The 18599-nt window shown below is 65.4% G+C and carries 14 protein-coding genes and 1 pseudogene; 8 read left to right on the plus strand and 7 right to left on the minus strand.

The window, feature by feature from the left end; genetic code table 11:
• Positions 1 to 258, minus strand: a pseudogene (locus BUE39_RS00005) (nitrite reductase (NAD(P)H)); the annotation flags it as partial.
• 722 nt (positions 259 to 980) lie between these two features.
• On the opposite strand from BUE39_RS00005, the gene cobA reads away from it, so the two are divergent.
• The gene (gene cobA / locus BUE39_RS00015; protein ID WP_073426620.1) at positions 981 to 1796 is read left to right on the plus strand and encodes a uroporphyrinogen-III C-methyltransferase; all 816 of its coding nucleotides are present in this window, start codon (positions 981 to 983) and stop codon (positions 1794 to 1796) included.
• A 275-nt stretch (positions 1797 to 2071) separates the two neighbouring features.
• Positions 2072 to 2458, plus strand: coding sequence for a response regulator (locus tag BUE39_RS00020; RefSeq protein ID WP_073426621.1), 387 nt, complete (start codon positions 2072 to 2074; stop codon positions 2456 to 2458).
• An 89-nt stretch (positions 2459 to 2547) separates the two neighbouring features.
• On the opposite strand, the gene BUE39_RS00025 is transcribed toward BUE39_RS00020, so the two are convergent.
• Both BUE39_RS00025 and glcC read right to left on the minus strand, forming a co-directional pair.
• On the minus strand, positions 2548 to 3432 hold the full coding sequence (locus BUE39_RS00025; protein ID WP_073426622.1) for an MOSC domain-containing protein: 885 nt from the start codon (positions 3430 to 3432) through the stop codon (positions 2548 to 2550).
• A 484-nt stretch (positions 3433 to 3916) separates the two neighbouring features.
• A complete protein-coding gene (gene glcC, locus BUE39_RS00035; protein ID WP_073426624.1) occupies positions 3917 to 4684 on the minus strand; it encodes a transcriptional regulator GlcC in 768 nt (255 codons plus the stop codon).
• A gap of 253 nt (positions 4685 to 4937) precedes the next feature.
• Between glcC and glcD the strand changes: the two genes are divergently transcribed.
• From glcD to BUE39_RS00060, 5 genes are all read left to right on the plus strand, one after another.
• Entirely contained in the window at positions 4938 to 6437 is a 1500-nt protein-coding gene (gene glcD, locus BUE39_RS00040; RefSeq protein ID WP_073426625.1) for a glycolate oxidase subunit GlcD, read from the plus strand.
• Positions 6437 to 7501: a glycolate oxidase subunit GlcE gene (glcE, locus tag BUE39_RS00045; protein WP_073426626.1), complete on the plus strand. Its 1065-nt coding sequence runs from the start codon at positions 6437 to 6439 to the stop codon at positions 7499 to 7501. Before glcD ends, glcE begins: the two co-directional genes overlap by 1 nt.
• A 56-nt stretch (positions 7502 to 7557) precedes the next feature.
• Positions 7558 to 8826, plus strand: a complete 1269-nt coding sequence (gene glcF / locus BUE39_RS00050; protein ID WP_073426627.1) for a glycolate oxidase subunit GlcF — start codon at positions 7558 to 7560, stop codon at positions 8824 to 8826.
• A gap of 19 nt (positions 8827 to 8845) precedes the next feature.
• Positions 8846 to 9250 carry a heme-binding protein gene (locus tag BUE39_RS00055; RefSeq protein ID WP_073426628.1) on the plus strand — a complete coding sequence of 135 codons (405 nt, stop codon included), beginning with the start codon at positions 8846 to 8848 and terminating at the stop codon, positions 9248 to 9250.
• Between the two features lie 83 nt (positions 9251 to 9333).
• Complete coding sequence (locus BUE39_RS00060; protein ID WP_073426629.1) at positions 9334 to 11505, plus strand: malate synthase G; 2172 nt, start codon at positions 9334 to 9336, stop codon at positions 11503 to 11505.
• A gap of 177 nt (positions 11506 to 11682) precedes the next feature.
• Here BUE39_RS00060 and galU read toward each other — a convergent pair whose 3' ends face one another.
• Together galU and BUE39_RS35070 are read right to left on the minus strand one after the other, a co-directional pair.
• On the minus strand, positions 11683 to 12588 hold the full coding sequence (galU, locus tag BUE39_RS00065) for a UTP--glucose-1-phosphate uridylyltransferase GalU (protein ID WP_073426630.1): 906 nt from the start codon (positions 12586 to 12588) through the stop codon (positions 11683 to 11685).
• Positions 12589 to 12917: 329 nt separating this feature from the next.
• On the minus strand, positions 12918 to 13061 hold the full coding sequence (locus tag BUE39_RS35070; RefSeq protein WP_167363261.1) for a hypothetical protein: 144 nt from the start codon (positions 13059 to 13061) through the stop codon (positions 12918 to 12920).
• Positions 13062 to 13316: 255 nt separating this feature from the next.
• Here BUE39_RS35070 and BUE39_RS00070 point away from each other — a divergent pair, with 255 nt between their 5' ends.
• Positions 13317 to 14519 carry an acyltransferase family protein gene (locus tag BUE39_RS00070; RefSeq protein WP_073426631.1) on the plus strand — a complete coding sequence of 401 codons (1203 nt, stop codon included), beginning with the start codon at positions 13317 to 13319 and terminating at the stop codon, positions 14517 to 14519.
• Between the two features lie 145 nt (positions 14520 to 14664).
• Here the strand turns inward: BUE39_RS00070 and BUE39_RS00075 are convergent, their stop codons facing one another.
• Positions 14665 to 17112, minus strand: coding sequence for a glycosyltransferase family 4 protein (locus BUE39_RS00075; protein WP_073426632.1), 2448 nt, complete (start codon positions 17110 to 17112; stop codon positions 14665 to 14667).
• Positions 17109 to 18575 carry a flippase gene (locus tag BUE39_RS00080; RefSeq protein WP_073426633.1) on the minus strand — a complete coding sequence of 489 codons (1467 nt, stop codon included), beginning with the start codon at positions 18573 to 18575 and terminating at the stop codon, positions 17109 to 17111. Before BUE39_RS00080 ends, BUE39_RS00075 begins: the two co-directional genes overlap by 4 nt.
• Positions 18576 to 18599: the final 24 nt, after the last annotated feature.

An 18599-nucleotide genomic window follows, 5' to 3' on the forward strand; every position in this document is an offset into this window, starting at 1 on the left:
GCGCGCGGCGCGGTCGATCGAGACGGCCTTCGCGTTCAGCTTCAGCAGCACGTTCTGGCGCTCGAAGAAACCGGGCTCGACCAGCGACAGGTCGTCCGCGCTCTTGCCCGAGAAGAATTCGGACAGATGCACGCGGTCGTAGGCGGGACGCGGTTCCTCGCACAGCACCGTGATGTCGAGGCCGTGCGCCGCGTCCTGCGCGAGGCATTCGACCAGTTTGTGACCGACCATCCCGTGACCGATAACGATGATTTTCATGACCGCGCTTTCCTCAATGTGCTGGGCTGGGTTCGCCGCCGCGTGGCAGATGGCGAAAGTGATTCGGAAAATAAAAAAGCGTCCCGCGAACCCAGTCGATGACTGAATTCGGGGGACGCCGTTGTCCTGACCTGTACTGCGGCGAGCGCCTTGTTGTTGCGCTCGCGCCGGACCCTCGTTGGTCCGATGGCAGGGCTTAATGCAAAGGCTGTGCCAATTGCGTGGAAAGGCCGCGCGAGCGCTGTGCGGCGGGACTTGGCGGCGAATCGCACAGACGTGCGGCGCAGCGGTCTGACGATTGGTTTTGAGGCAGGCAAGCACACGCTTGGTGCGACGCAGCACCCGGCGCGTGCGGGAAGCGGGCACGCATGGGGGCGCGGCGGGTGGGTGGACGGCGTGTTTTCCGGCCCTGCGGCCACGGCGCGGCAAGCGCTCGGCAAACAGCGCGGCAAGCCAGGCCGCGCGGGTGGCGTGGTATTTGCATGAGCGAATGCCGGCGTCATCGGCAACGCAGCCGATGACGGAGCGAACGCGGCCCACACGGTCGACAGGCGAGACACAGCGCAGTGCCTCGCCCCGCTCCGCAGGAATACCGCAAGCAGCAGGAACACGGACAACGGCGTCCCCTCGTGACCAGTCACGGGCGGACGCCGTTTTTTTATTCGACGCCGACGCGACGGCTGCCGTCGGCAAGGACAGACACACAGGCTAAGGACACCGCGATGAACACCCAACCCGGCAAGGTCACGTTATTGAGCGCCGGCCCAGGCGATCTCGACCTTCTCACCCTCAAGGCCGCGAAAGCGCTGGCGGCCGCCGACGTCGTGCTGCTCGACGACCTCGCCAATCCCGAGATCGTGACGCTCGCGCCGCAAGCGCGCGTGATTCGCGTCGGCAAGCGCGGCGGCTGCCGCTCCACGCCGCAAGCGTTCATCGAACGGCTGATGCAGCGTTATGCGCTCAAGGGCTTGCACGTGGTCCGCGTGAAAGGCGGCGAGGCGCTGCTGTTCGGACGCGCCGGCGAGGAACTCGCGGCGTTGCGCGGCGCGGGCATCACGGTGGAGATCGTCAACGGCATCTCGTCGGGCTTCGCCGCCGCGGCGGGGCTCGGCGTCTCGCTGACGCACCGGCGCCATTGCCACGGCGTGAGCTTCGTCACCGCCCACACCGAGGACCACGGCGAGCCGGACTGGGCCGCGCTCGCCGCGACCCGCACCACGCTGGCGATCTACATGGGGATGCGGCGCATCGAGAGCCTCGCCGGCGTGCTGCTCGCGAGCCTGCCGGCCGACACGCCGGCCGCCGTCGTGCAGTGGGCGGGCGGGGCCGACGAGCGGCGTCTGCTCACGCGCCTCGACCGGCTGGCCGCCGACGCCGCGAGCGCGGGCTTCGGCAGTCCGGCGGTGATTCTGGTGGGGGATGCGATCGGCGAGAGCGTCGAACCGAGGGCGCAGGACGCCGACGCGTCGCGCGAGGGCGTCACCGCCGCGGATGCGGGCGAGTCGCGTGGGCGGGAGGCGACCGCGAGGGCCGCCTGACGCGGGACGAACCCCGCCAGGCGCACGAGCGGCACGAGGCGCACCTGCCACATGAGCCACAAGAGGCGCACAAGCAGCACAAGCCGCATGAGGCACGAGAGCCGCACGATGCAACCATATGGCCGTCTTTCATCGCCAATGGCAATTTCTTCACCGGGCGGTGGCCGCTGCCTCGCGAAAGCCGCGTCAATGCGCGGCCCCGGCGACGCCTGAATCGGGACTTCAAATTGCTCGCTCTGTTGTTCTACACAGGGAATGCAATCCGAGGAAGCCCGATGTCGAGTCACTTAGCTTCGAGTCCCCTGGCTGCGCGGCTGCTGATCGCGGACGACGATGCGAACCTGCTGGCCGCCTACGCCCTTTTCTTCGTCGCTCATGGTTTCGACGTTCGGACCGCGGAGAACGGGCTCGACGCGCTCGCGCAGTATTGCGCGTGGCACCCGGCCGCCGCCTTGCTCGACGTGGAGATGCCGCGCCTCGACGGACGCTCGGTGGCGCGGTGCATCCGCAACGTGGGCGACACGCCCGCGCCGACGCTGGTGGCCGTGACCGGCCTCGCTTGTCCCGACGACAGGAACGACTCGCTGCGCTCGGGCTTCGATCACCATTTCGTCAAGCCGACGCCGATGCCGGTCATCCTCGCCGCGCTGACGGGCACATGAACGGCACATGATTGGCGCATGACGCCGCCGGCTGATCCGGCGGCCTGCTTCGACTCCCGGTCCCCACGCCCGATCTGTCGCCTGATCGGCTAATCGCCGAAACCGATTTCCGCTTCCACCGCCTGGCCGACCCGCAGCCACGCGCCGGCGCCGCGCGCGACGAGCGCATTGTTGCCGAACGTCACCTTGCCGCCGCGCTGCGGGTTCGCCCGGTAGACGCTCAGCGTGTCGGTCGGCTCGTTCGGCCAATCGGGATCGGGCGCGCCCTTCGCCTGGTCGATGGTCGGCATCGGACAGCGCGCGCACAGCTTGACCAGTTGCAATTGCACGCCCTGCTCCTGCTGCCCTTCGGCATGCTCGATGCTCAGGCTTTCGACGTAATCCTCCTCGTACGCATCCAGTCCGGTCAGCACGATGTTGGGACGGAACCGGCTCATCGGAATCGACGGCGCGCCCTTGCTGTTCAGACGCACGTTCAGATCGTCGAGCGAAGCCTGACCGATCAACAGCAGCGGAAAGCCGTCGGCGAAATGCGTGGTCGCGCCGCCGGTGCTGCCGGTGTACTCGGGATCGACGGTGCGTTCGCGCTCGGGATCGAAGCGTAACAGTCGCGCCGGCAAGCCGAGAAAGTTCGAGAACCACGCGGCGCTCGCGGCGCCTGTGTCGAGTCCGTAGGCCGCGTCGCGCCACACGACGGTTTGCACTTTTTGCGGCGCATGCAATTGCGCGGCGTCGAGCGGCGTGCGCAGTTCGCTCATGCCGGGCGCGCGGATCACCAGTTCCCGTTCGCCGAACTCCACCTTGATCAGCGCCATGCGCGGATACGCGCGCTGCGTGAGCATCGCGCCGCTCGCGTCGACCACCATCCAGCCGCGGTCGTATTCGAGGCCGGTGGCGTGAAGGCGCGCTTCATTCAACGCAATGCCCGCGCAGGATTTGATCGGATAGACGAAAAGCTCGCTGATGGTCGGCATGATGTGGGGGGCGTGCGGGACACGCGATTTTTTTGTCGAGGCTCGATTGTAAAGTGCCTACGCGCTTTGTCGTAGCGTCTCGCGGAGGTGTATGGACGGGGCCGCCCGCATTCGAGTCGAAGCGAAGGTGACGCCGCTTGCGCTTCGATCCTGCCGCGCCTGTGCCACCTTCGTGCCTCATCGTGCGGCGCTTGCGCTGCATTCGCGCCGCGCTTGCGCTGCCCTTGTACCGCGAACGTGCTCTTCGTGCCATGCTTGCGCCGCATTCGTGCCGTGCTTGTGCCGTGCTTGTGCCGTGCTTGCGCCGCGCTTGCGCTGCCCTTGTGCCGCGAACGTGTCATCTTCGTGCCGCGCTTGCGCCGCGCCTGTGCTGCCCTCGCGCCGCGAACGTGCCATCTTCGTGCCGCGCCTGTGCTGCCCTTGTGCCGCGAACGTGCCATCTTCGTGCTACCCCCGTGCCGCTAGCGCGCCATCTTCGCGCCGCTCACTCCCACCCTTCCAGCCGCAACGTGGCGCGCACGAGCCGCTGTTCCTCCTGCTCGATTTCACGCAGATTCGCGCACACGCTCTTGATGTGATCGGCCGCGGCCCGGCGCGCCTGTTCCGGCAGCTTGCCGGTCACGGCGTTATAGAGCCGCGCATGCTGCCGGTCGATCACGCGCTTGTGCGGCTCGCGATGATAGAGATTGTTCACCGATGCGAACACCGAGCTCAGCAGCAAGTCGGTCAGCGAACTCAAGGTATGCACCAGCACCGGGTTATGCGAGGCCTCGCAGATCGCGAGATGAAACGCGTGATCGAGCCGCGCGTGCGTGGAGGCGCTCGTCTCCTTGCCGTGCGCCGCGAGCATTTCCTCATAGCGGCGCGTGATCAGCACGAAGTCGGCGGGCGTGCCGCGCAGCGCCGCGAGCCGCGCGGACTCCGCCTCGAGCATGCCGCGCACCTCGAACAGATCGTAGAGCGTGCGCGGCTGCGAGCCGAGCAGATGCATCATCGGCGTGAGCGCGGGCTGCGCGGTGAGACTCGCGACGAACGAACCCCTGCCGTGCGAAGTCTCGATGATGCCGCGCGCCCGCAGCAGCTTGAGCCCTTCGCGCAGCGCCGTGCGCGAGACGCCCAGCTTGTCGGTCAAGCGCCGTTCGGAGGGCAGCGCCTGCCCGGTTTTCAGCACGCCGTCGACGATCAGGCGTTCGATACGCTCGGCCACCACGTCCGCCACTTGCCTTGCGCTCTCAAGATCCGCTGTCTGCATGGTTTCAATCTCACTGGTACGACCAATTTCAAATGCTAGCACGCGATGTGTGCATATCCTCTCGCAAGCGCCTCAATTCAGGCACTTTAAGGAGAAATGCCCGCCAAACGCCCAATCAAAAACTGGTACGACCACTTCGGCGCCCCATCGACACAGGCCGGCATAGCCGCAACAATCCCGCCAGAGACACGTTCGCGCGCCGTTGCCCACGGGCATTCCGCCAGCTTGAAGCGCCGCGCCAGGAGACCCCCACATGAGCTATCACTACGACGAGCGCGTCGACGGCCCGCTTGCGACGCACGACAAAGCCACCGTCGTCGCGCGGCTGCACGCGCTGATTCCCGGCATGGAACTGCTGCACGAGCAGGAAGACCTGCGGCCGTTCGAATGCGACGGCCTCGCCGCCTATCGCGCGACGCCGATGCTGGTCGCGTTGCCCGACAAGGTGGAACACGTCGAGGCGCTGCTGAAATTCGCCAGCGAGCATGAGATTCCGGTGGTCGCGCGCGGCGCCGGCACCGGCTTGTCGGGCGGCGCATTGCCGCTGGACAAAGGCATTCTGCTGGTGATGGCGCGCTTTAATCGCATTCTCGAAGTCGATCCCGACGCATGCGTGGCCCGCGTGCAACCCGGCGTGCGCAATCTCGCGATCTCGCAGGCCGCCGCGCCGCATGGCCTCTACTACGCGCCGGACCCGTCGTCGCAGATCGCCTGTTCGATCGGCGGCAATGTCGCGGAGAACGCGGGCGGCGTGCACTGCCTGAAATACGGGCTGACGGTGAACAACATCCTCAAGCTGGAGATTCTCACCATCGACGGCGAGCGCATCACGCTCGGCTCCGAAGCGCTCGACGCCCCCGGCTTCGACTACCTCGCACTCTTCACCGGCTCGGAAGGCATGCTCGGCATCGTCACGGAAGTGACCGTGAAGCTGCTCACCAGGCCGCAAAGCGCGAAAGTGCTGCTCGCGAGTTTCGACGACGTGGAAAAGGCCGGCGCGGCGGTCGCGCGGATCATCGGCGCGGGCGTGATTCCGGGCGGCCTCGAAATGATGGACAACCTCGCGATCCGCGCGGCGGAAGATTTCATCCACGCGGGCTATCCAGTCGATGCCGAAGCGATCCTGCTGTGCGAAGTCGACGGCGTGGAAAGCGACGTGCAGGAAGACGTGGCATGCGTGGAAGCGCTGCTGCGCGCGGCGGGCGCGACGGATATCCGCGTCGCCAAAGACGAAGCCGAGCGCCAGCGTTTCTGGGCGGGCCGCAAGAATGCGTTCCCCGCCGTGGGCCGCATCTCGCCCGACTACTACTGCATGGACGGCACGATCCCGCGCCGCGAATTGCCGCGCGTGCTCAAGGGCATCGAAGATCTGTCGACGCAATACGGTCTGCGCGTTGCCAACGTGTTCCATGCCGGCGACGGCAACATGCATCCGCTGATCCTGTTCGATGCGAACGCGCCCGGCGAAACCGAACGCGCCGAAGCGCTCGGCGCGAAGATCCTCGAACTGTGCGTGGCGGTAGGCGGCAGCATCACCGGCGAGCATGGCGTGGGCCGCGAAAAAATCAACCAGATGTGCGCGCAGTTCAACAGCGACGAACTGTCGTTCTTCCACGCGCTGAAAGCCGCATTCGACCCGAGCGGCCTGCTGAACCCCGGCAAGAACGTACCGACGCTGCACCGCTGCGCCGAATTCGGCTCGATGCACGTGCATCACGGCGCACTGCCCTTTCCCGAACTGGAGCGTTTCTGATGCTGATCGAAGCAGTCTCGATGGACGATAGCGAACGGCTCGTCGCCGAAGTCGCGCAAGCGTTCGAACGCGGCACGCCGCTGGCGATTCGCGGCGGCAACAGCAAGGCGCTGCTCGGCCGGCCCGTCGAAGGCACGCCGATCGACACGCGCCCGCATCGCGGCGTGGTCGGCTACGACCCGACCGAACTCGTCATCATCGCGCGCGCCGGCACGCCGCTCGCGGAGTTGAACGCCGCGCTCGACGCCGCCGGCCAGATGCTGCCGTGCGAGCCGCCCGCATTCGGCGCGGCCACCGTCGGCGGGATGGTGGCCGCGGGTCTTGCCGGGCCGCGCCGTCCGTGGTCGGGCTCGGTGCGCGATTTCGTGCTGGGCTGCCGCGTGATCACCGGTCACGCGAAGCATCTGCGCTTCGGCGGCGAAGTCATGAAGAACGTGGCGGGCTATGACGTGTCGCGGCTGCTGGCCGGCAGCTTCGGCTGTCTTGGCCTCATCACCGAAGTCTCGCTGAAGGTGCTGCCGAAACCGCGCGCATCCGGCAGCCTCACGCTCGATCTCGACGCGGGCGAAGCGCTGCGCGAGCTGTCGGCATGGCGCCGCGCGGCGTTGCCGGTAAGCGGCGCATGTCACGTCGACGGCCGCTTGCATGTGCGGCTCGAAGGCGGTGCGGGGTCGGTGGCGTCGGCAAGAGATCGCATCGGCGGCGACGAACTCGATCCACGCTTCTGGGACGCATTGCGCGAGCATCGTCTGGGTTTTTTCGACGACCCGCGTCCGCTGTGGCGCCTCTCATTGCCGAACGCGTCGCCGCTCGTGCCGCTGCCGGGCGACACATTGCTCGACTGGGCCGGCGCGCAACGCTGGCTGAAAAGCGATGCGCCGGCCGCAACGATCCGCCAGATCGCGCATGCCGCCGGCGGTCATGCCACCTGCTTCACACCGCACGCGCACGCCGAACCGTTCGCGCCGCTGCCCGCGGCGCTGCTGCGTTTTCATCGGCAACTCAAACAGCAACTCGACCCGCGCGGCCTGTTCAATCCGGGCCGTCTGTATGCCGGCCTGTGACCATGCGCGCCGCTCGATGAGCGCGGCTCTGTGAATACCGAAGGCGAACCCACACCATGCAAACCAATCTCAGCGACGCCGCCCAAACCCTGGCGCGCGCGGACGAAGCCGAACAGATTCTGCGCTCCTGCGTGCATTGCGGCTTCTGCAACGCGACCTGCCCGACCTATCAGCTACTCGGCAACGAACTCGACGGCCCGCGCGGACGCATCTATCTGATCAAACAGATGCTCGAAGGCGAGCCGGTCACGCGCAAAACCCAGTTGCACCTCGACCGCTGCCTGACTTGCCGCAACTGCGAAACCACCTGCCCGTCGGGCGTCACGTATCACGCGCTGCTCGATATCGGCCGCGCGGAACTGGAACGGCGGATTCGCCGGCCCGCGTCCGAACGCCTGCTGCGCGAGGGTTTGCGCCGCGTGATCCCGCATCCGGCGGTGTTCGACGCGCTGCTCAGGACCGGCCGCACGCTGCGGCCATTTCTTCCCGCTGCGCTTGGACGTAAAATCCCCAGGCGTGGCGCGCGGGCCAAGACGAGGCCCGCGCCGCGGCATCCGCGCAACATGCTGATGCTGGAAGGCTGCGTGCAACCCGCGCTGTCGCCGAACACCAACGCGGCCGCCGCCCGCGTGCTCGACCGGCTCGGCATCGGCATCGTGAATGCCGGGCGGGCCGGCTGCTGCGGGGCGACCGATTATCATCTGAATGCGCAAGAGGCCGGGCTTGCGCGGGCGCGGCGCAATATCGACGCGTGGTGGCCCGCCATCGAAGCCGGCGCCGAGGCGATCGTGCAAACCGCGAGCGGCTGCGGCGCGTTCGTCAAGGAATACGGGAAGCTGCTGCGCGACGACCCGCGCTATGCGTCAAAAGCGCAGCGGGTCAGCGAACTGGCGCGGGACCTCGTCGAGATCCTGGCGGAGGAACCGCTCGAGCGCTTGCAGGCGGAACCCTCGCAGGCGACGCTGCAAGCGGCGTTGCCGGCAACGTCGCCCGGACACGCGCAGCGGAAGATCGCGTTTCACTGCCCCTGCACGTTGCAGCATGCGCAAAAGCTGGGCGGCGCGGTGGAGTCGGTCCTGCAACGGCTCGGCTTCGATCTCGCCGCGGTGCCCGACGCGCATCTGTGCTGCGGTTCGGCGGGCACGTATTCGATCACCCAGCCCGAGCTGGCCGAGCGCTTGCGCGACAACCGGCTCGACGCGCTGGAAAGCGGCCGGCCGGCGCTGATCGTCACGGCCAACATCGGCTGCCAGGCGCACCTGGACGGCGCGGGGCGCACGCCGGTGCGTCATTGGATAGAACTTGTAGAAGCCTCCTTACCTTAAACGAAACAGGACATCGATCATGCTGAGCAAACCCGTGTTGACCGTCGCCGAAACGACCCAGATCCTCGAAGCCGCGCGCGCGGAAGCCGAGAAGAACAAGTGGGCCGTCGCGATCGTGGTGGTCGACGACGGCGGCCACCCGCTCGGAATGCTGCGTCTGGACGGCAGCGCGCCGTCCAGCTCGTACATCGCGACGGAAAAGGCCCGTACTTCGGCGATCGGCCGCCGTGAAACCAAGGTATACGAAGACATGATCAACAACGGCCGCACCGCATTCCTGAGCGCGCCGCTGCAAGGCACGCTGGAAGGCGGCGTGCCGGTGATCGTCGAGGGCCAGGTGGTCGGCGCGGTCGGCGTGTCGGGCGTGAAGTCGGACCAGGACGCGCAGATCGCCCGCGCGGGCATTGCGGCGATCGCCGCCTGAGTCGCGGCAAGCGGAAGAACGCAGCACAACGCGGGCCGATGCCCCCACATCGGCCCCATTCATTCAGATAGATGGAGCAGTCGATGACTCAGATGAACCCGCGCGGCGGACTGCAAGTCGCCGCCAATCTCGACCAGTTCGTCGAAACCGAAGCCCTGCCCGGCACCGGAATCGACAGCGCCGCGTTCTGGTCCGGCTTCGACGCCCTCGTGCACGAGCTGGCGCCCAAAAACCGCGCGCTGCTCGCCGAGCGCGACCGTCTGCAAACCGAACTGGACAACTGGCATCGCGCCAATCCGGGCCCGGTGCGCGATCCGCGCGCCTTTCGCGCGTTTCTCGAAGACATCGGCTACATCGTGCCGGCGCCAGCCGCCGTCAAGGCCACGACCGACCACGTGGACACCGAAATCGCCGAGCAGGCCGGCCCGCAACTGGTCGTGCCGCTGTCGAATCAGCGCTATGCGCTGAACGCGGCGAACGCGCGCTGGGGCAGCCTGTACGACGCGCTGTACGGCACCGACGCGATTCCCGAGAGCAACGGCGCCGACCGGCAGAAAACCTTCAACCCGGTGCGCGGCGCGGCGGTGATCGCGTATGCGCGCAAGTTTCTCGATCAGGCCGCGCCGCTCGCGAACGGCTCGCACGCGGACGCGACGGCTTATAAGGTGGAAGGCGGCAAGCTGCTCGTCACGCTGAAGAGCGGCGCGAGCGAACTCAAGACGCCCGCGCAGTTCATCGGCTATCAGGGCGAAGCGGGTGCGCCGTCGGCGGTGCTGCTCAAGCACAACGGCCTGCACCTCGAAATCCAGATCGACGCGAACGATCCGATCGGCAAGACCGACGCGGCTCACGTGAAGGACGTGGTGGTCGAGGCGGCGGTGAGCACGATCATCGACTGCGAGGACTCGGTGGCCGCCGTCGACGCCGACGACAAGGTCCAGCTCTATCGCAACTGGCTCGGCCTGATGAACGGCGATCTGACCGAACAGGTCACGAAGGGCGGCAAGACCTTTACGCGCCGTCTGAATGCCGATCGCGACTACACCGGCGCGGACGGCAAGACGCCGGTGAAGCTGCACGGCCGCTCGCTGCTTTTCATCCGCAACGTCGGCCATTTGATGACCAACCCGGCGGTGCTGACTCAAGACGGCCACGAGATTCCCGAAGGCATTCTCGACGCGGTGATCACCTCGCTGTGCGCGCTGCACGACCGCAAGCACAAGCTGAATTCGCGCACCGGCTCGATCTATATCGTGAAGCCGAAAATGCACGGCCCGGCCGAAGTCGCGTTCGCGAGCGAACTGTTCGCGCGCGTCGAAGTTTTACTGAAGCTGCCGCGCAACACGATCAAGATGGGCATCATGGACGAGGAGCGCCGCACCAGCGTCAACCTGCTCGCCTGCATCGGCGAGGCGTCCGAGCGCGTCGCGTTCATCAACACGGGCTTTCTCGACCGCACCGGCGACGAAATGCACACGGCGATGGAAGCCGGCCCGATGATGCGCAAGGGCGACATGAAGTCGAGCACGTGGATTGCCGCCTACGAGCGCAGCAACGTGCTGGTCGGTCTGAGCGCGGGCCTGCGCGGCCGCTCGCAGATCGGCAAGGGCATGTGGGCGATGCCCGATCTGATGCACGCGATGCTCGAACAGAAGATCGCGCATCCGAAGGCCGGCGCGAATACCGCCTGGGTGCCCTCGCCCACCGCCGCGACGCTGCACGCGCTGCACTATCACCAGATCGACGTGCAAGCGGTTCAGCAGGAACTGGAGCGCACCGACTTTGCGAAGGTGCGTGACGAACTGCTCGACGGTCTGTTGACGATTCCGGTCGTCGAATCGGCGCAGTGGAGCGCGGACGAGATTCGCAGCGAAATCGACAACAACGTGCAGGGCATTCTCGGCTACGTGGTGCGCTGGATCGACCAGGGCGTCGGCTGCTCGAAGGTGCCCGACATTCATAACGTCGGCCTCATGGAAGACCGCGCGACGCTGCGCATTTCCAGCCAGCACATCGCCAACTGGCTGCGTCACGGCGTGGTGACGCGCGAGCTGGTCGAAGAGACGTTCAAGCGCATGGCGAAGGTGGTGGACGAACAGAACGCGGGCGACCCGTTCTACAAGCCGATGGCGCCGGGCTTCGACACGGTGGCGTTCAAGGCCGCGCAGGCGCTGGTGTTCGAAGGGCGCGAGCAGCCGAGCGGCTACACCGAACCGCTGCTGCACAAGTTCCGGCTTGAAATGAAGCAAGGCTGAGGGTGATACGCCGCGGCTCGAATACGTTTTGAGCGCGGCAGAAAAAAAGGACGGGCGCCGCGTGATGCGGCGCCCGTTTTAATGTGCGCGGTGCTGCTGCGCGTTGCTTCTGCGTGATGCGTTGCGGGCTCGGCCCTAAAGGACGGCGTTATGGACGTTAGGGACGGCCCTTGAACTTTAAGCCGCTTCAGCCGTGTATTGCGCCGGCATGTTGGCCTGCATGAACGTTTGCAGATACGCCTCGAATTCCGCCTTCACTTCCGGATGGCGCAGCGCGAATTCCACTGTCGCCTTCAAATAGCCGAGCTTGCTGCCGCAATCGAAGCGCGTGCCGAAGTAGCGATACGCGAGCACCTGCTCTTCCGTCAGCAGCGACTGCACCGCGTCGGTCAATTGCAGTTCGCCGCCCGCGCCGGGCTTGATCGAGCGAATATGCTTGAAGATGGTCGGCATCAGCACATAGCGGCCGACCACGCCGAGATTCGACGGCGCCTTGTCCGGGGCCGGCTTTTCGACGATGCCCGACAGCTTGATCACGTTGTCTTCCCACTCGCGGCCGTCCACCACGCCATACGAGCGGCTGTCTTCACGGTCGATGGTTTCGACGCCGATCACCGAGCTGTGATAGTGATTGAAGGTGTCCACCAGTTGGCTCATCACCGGCTTCGAGCTATGCAGCAAGTCGTCGGCGAGTATCACGGCGAACGGGCTGTCGCCCACCAGTTTCTCGGCGCACAGCACCGCATGGCCCAGACCGAGCGCCTCGGCCTGGCGCACGTAAAAACAGTCGACGTTGGCCGGTTTGATGCTGCGCACGAGGTCGAGCAGCTTCTGCTTGTTGCGCGCTTCGAGCTCGGCCTCGATTTCATACGATTTATCGAAGTGGTCTTCGATGGCGCGCTTGCTGCGGCCCGTCACGAAGATCATTTCGGTGATGCCGGCGGCGATCGCTTCCTCAACCGCGTATTGAATCAGCGGCTTGTCGACGATCGGCAGCATTTCCTTGGGACTTGCTTTGGTAGCCGGCAGGAATCGTGTCCCGAGGCCCGCTACGGGAAACACGGCTTTGGTGACTTTCAGCATGGTAGGCATTCCCACATCGGTTAGAGATTAGTGTGTTCGCGGACCTTTCGGCCAATCGATGTCGTCGAAAAGACTAACAAAAAAATTAACTCAGTTCACGCGTGAATTTTTCCATCCGGAATATTTAATTCAATTCGCTTTCGCTATATCGCATCGTGACAAGGAACAGGAAACAATTACGTGGCGAGAGCGAATTGTTTTCGGAAATGCCGAAAATTTTACGTATCCGGCCAAACGGAGTTGCGGTGGACGGTACGCGCCCCGACGAACGGAGGTCGCGGGCGCGTCATTGCTTTTGCTGCGGCTAGCCGCGCGCGTTATTCGGCGCGTTATTCGTTCTCGTCGATCTGCGGGAGCTTGCCCGAATTCATCCGGAAGCGGCGGATCGGCTCATTGCGCAGCGCCTCCCGGTAAGCGGAGGCGGCGACGAGGATCAGCAGCACGGCGATGCCGGCGAGTAGATGCAGGTTCATGACTTCACCTCTGGTCAGTAGAATCCCCAAGTCAAAAATTAACACGACAAAAGCGGTAAATAATTCGCCGCCGCATTTGATAAGACTTAATTACAATTCGTCACAAAATTGCGCGCTTATGGCATTCGTCATGCGATTCGCCATGTCATTTTTTATCCGATTTTTTGCCCGCCTCGTTGCACTAGGATGTCATGCATCGCGGGCGCGCATGCGCCCGGGAATCAGCTTTTCCCTTCTCCAGAATAAGGACCGCGCATGAGCGACTCAGCACTGGATGCCGCCGGCTCATCCCTGCCCCTTTCCCCCGCCCGCTCCGGCGCCGCGCCGCGCGCGCAGAGCGAGGCGCGCGCCGACAGCGCCGGCAAGGAGCATGTCATCGACGCGCTGCGGGGCTTCGCCGCGCTGCTGGTCGCCTATTTCCATTGCCGGCAGATCGAATGGGTCGGCATGCAGGCGTTTCATCAAAGCGCCGGTCATTCATTCAATCTGAATGCGATTGCCGCATATTTGACCTTCCCGATTGCATGGGGCTCGGCGGGCGTGCCGATTTTCTTCGTCATCAGCGGATACTGCATTCATCGCAGCGCCGCGCTGCGGCTCGCGAAAAATCCCGCTTACCGGCTCGATACCGGCAATTTCTGGGTGCGCCGCTTCGCGCGTATCTATCCGGTGCTGCTGGCGGCGCTCGTGCTGACCTTCGCGCTCGACTGGTTCAGCCTGCAACTGCCGCCCATCAGCCACAAGATCCGCGAGATCGGCCTGCAGGCTTTCCTCGTCAATCTGTTTTCGCTGCAAGGCGTGGCCGGCAAGACGTTCGGCTCGAACGGCGCGCTCTGGACGCTCTCGCTCGAAGTGCAGTTCTATGCGGTGTATCCGCTGCTGTTCGCGCTGCGCCGGCGCATCGGCATGACCTCCGTGCTGGCGATCGTCGCGGTGGTCAACGTGGCGTCCGCCTATCTGCTGGAGCGCAACGACCTGCAGTTTTTCACGTCGTACTGGTTTTCGTGGACGCTCGGCGCGTGGATCGCGGACGCCAAGGCCCGCACCGCGCCGCAGGCGCGCTCGTCGATCTGGCTCTACGTGCTGGCCGCGGGGTTCATCGCGCTCGGCTGCGCGGCGTTCCGTTTCGGCCAGTACGGCGCCTTCCAGTTGTGGGCGATCGGCTTCGCCTTCTATCTGTACAAGGCGCTGGAACGCCGCAACGCCGACACGCCGGGTCTGCGTGTGTTGTCGCGCTTCGGCGACTTCAGCTTCTCGCTGTATCTGATCCATCTGCCGATCTTCGTGCTGCTGTCGTCGCTGCTGTTCCGCTCGTCGCTGCAGATGTCGATCTGGCCGTCGTTCGGCTACATGCTGGTGGCCGTGCCGGTCGCTTATGTGTTCTACCGGCTGGTCGAACTGCCGGCCATGAAGTGGTCCGCCAGTTTCAAACCGAAAGCCGCGCTGAAACAAGCTTGAAACGCGGGCTTGAAATCCAGGCTTGAAATCCACGCGATAAAAAAACGGAGCGAAGTCCCTGGGACTTTCGCTCCGTTGCGCTAACGGCGGGGACTGGCCAAGTCCCTGCCCCTACCCCGCACAAAGCCATTCACTCGCAACGCGCTCAGCGCGCCACCACGCGCTTCAGAATCCGCTCGACGCCCTCGACATAAGTGGCGGTGCCGAACCGGCGCAGCGCCGTTTGATAGCCGTTGCTGACGAGCTTGTTGCGCAACGCGTCGTTCGATTGCAATTCGCTCAGCGCGTCGGCGAGTCCTTGCGCATCGCCCGGCGTGCACAGCACGCCGTTCTCGTGGTCGTCGATGATCTCCAGCACGCCGCCCGCGCGAGCCGCCACCACCGGCCGCTGCGCCAGCATGCCTTCGACGATCACGCGGCCGAACGGCTCCGGCGTGATCGACGTGTGAACGACCGCGTCGACCGCGCACATGCAGGCCGGAATGTCGTGCTGGAAGCCGAGGAAATGCACGCGGTCGCCCAGCTTGTGCGCGGCGACGAACGCATGCAGTTCGATCTCGTACTGGTCCTCGCCGAACAGCGGCGCGCCCACCAGCACCGCGTGCATGCGCGGATTGAGGACCATCGCCTCGAGCAGCACGTGCTGGCCTTTCCAGCGCGCGAGGCGGCTGAACGAGCCCACCAGGAAGGCGTCGCGCGGCAGGTTCAGGCGCTCGCGCAGCGCCGCTTGCGGCACCGTGCGCAACGCGTCGAACGGCGCGGCGGAAATGCCGTTGAACACCACGTCGACACGTTTTTCGTCGAACTGCGTGAGTTCGGTGAACGCTCGCGCCGAAGCGGCGGAATTGGCGATCACGTGCGTGAGACCGAGGCGCGCGCACCACTTGATGATCGCCAACTGCTTGCCGCCGAAATGCTCGGGGCTCACGATATCGCGCAGATGCCAGACCACCGGCCGCCTCGCCAGCTTGCCGGCAATCGCGCCGATCACCATCGCGCGCTGCGTGTTCGCGTAGATCACGTCGGCATTGCGCGCGCGTTTCGCGGTGGCGCGCACGAGCGAGAGCAGGCCCTTGAGCGCCTGGCCCTTCGGCAGCGAGCCGCCTTGCTTGCGAACGTGGCGCAAGGCGCCGGCGTCCAGCACGTCGACGCTCACGCCGGCCCTGGCCAATGCGGTGTGAAACGGGCCGTCGTCGAACAGCACGACCTCGATGCGCGAGCGCAGCGCCTTGACGATTTCCAGCAGCGACAGCTCGGCGCCGCCCAGCACGCCGCTCTGATCGACGGCGAGAATGCGCGGCGCGTCGGCGCCCGCTTCGGCCTTGTAGGGCACGTAAGGCGGCAGCGTGGCCGAACGCAACGCCGGCACCGAAGCGCGCACATGCGCGAAGAAGCGCTCGCGAAAATTCGCGGCGGAAAACTGCTCCGCGTTCGCGCGGCAATCCACCGGCGAAAAACGCTTCACGTGCTCGTCGAAACGCTCGACCGCGGCGATGATCGACTCGGCGTTCTGGTCGTCGAAGAACATGCCGGTCGGCCGCGGCTCGGACAGATCGCGCACGGTTTCGAGCGCGCCGCCCTTGCCGTAGGCGATCACCGGCGTGCCGCATGCCTGCGCCTCGACCACCGAAATGCCGAAGTCCTCCTCGGCGGCGAAGACGAAAGCCTTCGCGCGGCTCATCTTCTCCTTCAACACCTTGAACGGCTGATAGCCCAGGATCTCGACGTTCGGCCCCGCCTTCGCGCGGATCTTCTGCATGTCGGGGCCGTCGCCGATCACCACGAGCTTGCGCTCGGGCATCCGCGCGAACGCCTCGACGATCAGATCGATCTTCTTGTACGGCACCATCCGCGAGGCCGTGAGATAAAAATCGTCCTTGTCGGTGCACAGCGAAAACGCCTCGACGTCGACCGGCGGAAAGATCACCTGCGCCTCGCGCTGATAGACCTTCTTGATGCGCCGCGCGATGAACTCCGAATTCGCCACGAATCCATCCACCGAATTCGAGGTGCGGATATCCCAGTTGCGGATGTAGTGCAGAATCAGCCGCGCCATCGCCGACTTCGGGCCGTTGGTGAGCTTCGACTGCTGCAGGTACTGGTGCTGCAAATCCCACGCGTAGCGGATCGGCGAATGCACGTAGCTGATATGCACCTGGTCGGGGCCGGTGAGAATGCCCTTGGCGACCGCGTGGCTGCTCGAAATCACCACGTCGTAGGCCGACACGTCGAGCTGTTCGATCGCGAGCGGCATCAGCGGCAGATACGTGCGGTACTTGGTGCGCGCGAGCGGCAGCGTCTGGATGAACGAAGTCGTCACCGGCTTGCCGCGCAGAAAGCTGCGGTCGTCGAGAAAATCGACGAGGCTGAACAGGTCCGCGTCGGGAAAGCACGCGACGATCTGCTCCAGCACCTTCTCCGCGCCCGCATACGTGACGAGCCAGTCATGCACGATCGCGACGCGCACCGTCTTGTCGCCGCGCAACGCGCTGCGGCGCGACTGCGTCTCAGCGCCGGGAACGGTGGTGAGTTCGGCCAGTGCGCTGCGCGTCGCGGGTTGCAGCACGGCTTCTTCAAGGATGTCCTGGTTCATGCGCTTTTCCTCAAATTCAGTCGCAACAGCAGTGAACGCGCAAGATCGCGCAAGGCGGGTGTCATCGTGATCGACCAGGCGACGTTGGCCGCCACCATCAATGCACCGGCGACGATCGCCATTGCGAGACCCGGCAGGAAGCCGGCAAGCCAGAGGCTCGCCAGCAGGAAAGCGAGGTGGGCGAGCATGTCGAGCGCGATCTGCCGCGCGTGAATCGCGGACAGACGCAGCAGCACCGCGTAGTCGAACAGCGCCCGGCCGGCCACGGCGAACGCCGCGCCGGTCAAACCGAAATGCGTGATGCCGAACCACAATGCCCCTGCAAACAAGGGCAATTCGAACAAGCCGACGCGCGCGGCGGTGGCCGGGTGGACCTGCGACTGGATCAGAATGCGCGTGACGTTCGCCTGACCGACGAGCCACACGGCGACGATCATCACGCGGCCCACCGGCGCGGCGACGGTGGCGATTTCATTGCCGACCCACAGATGCAGGAACGGTTCGAGCACCAGCATCGCGACCAGCGCGACCGGCGTGAACACGCCGTTGAGAAATTCGAGCGACTGCCGCGTGATGGTGTCGGCATCGGCCCGGCTCACCGCCGAGAGGCGCGGAAACAGCGTACGCACCATCGCCGTCGGCACGATGTTCAAACGCGTGACGAGGTTTTGCGGCACCGTGTAGTACGTGACGAAGCGCGCGCCGAGACTCGTGCCGAGCATCACGCGGTCGAGCGATTCGGCGATCATGTTGGTGACGCTCGCGATCAGCATCCAGCCGCCGAAGTTGAAGAGCCCCTTCGCGACGCCCAGTTGCGGCGGCAGGATGCTGCGGATTTCCAGCACCTTCAGCGCGGAGCGGCCCAGCAGGAGCGCCGCGAGAATGCGCGCGAACACGGCGGCGGCCAGCACGTTCTGCAAGGTCGCGCCCAGCCAGAGCGCGGCGCCGAGCGGCAGCAACTGGAACAGAAACGTGCCGATGGTCTGATTGGTGTTGTAGACGCCGAAACGCTCGGCGCCGTTGATCGCGCCCGCGAACACCCACGACACGTTGGCGATCGGAATCGCCACCGCGAGCCACGGCAGCGCCATGTACACCTCGTGCTGCAACTCCGGCGACACCTTGGTGAAATACGCGGTGTACAGAAACGCGCCGAAGTAAATCATCAGCCCGCCGATCACGCCGGTCGCGAGATTGAGCCACGTCGCGCTCCAGAACACGCGCGCGCTCTCGGTCTTGTCGCCGGAGGCGCGCGCCTTCGAGATGTGGTTCTGCGCGGCCATGCTCATGCCGAGATCCAGAATCCCGAAGTAGCCGATCAGGGTCCACACGAGACTGATCACGCCGTAGCGCTCGACGCCGAGCAGCCTGATATACGACGGCACGGTCACGAGCGAGACGAAGGTGGGCAGCACCAACCCGAAAAAATTGATCGCTACGTTCTTGAGAATGCCTTTGTCCATCGGATGCCCTGGGTTTGAATACGG

The sequence above is a fragment of the Paraburkholderia terricola genome, assembly GCF_900142195.1.
GTDB classification, from domain to species: domain Bacteria; phylum Pseudomonadota; class Gammaproteobacteria; order Burkholderiales; family Burkholderiaceae; genus Paraburkholderia; species Paraburkholderia terricola.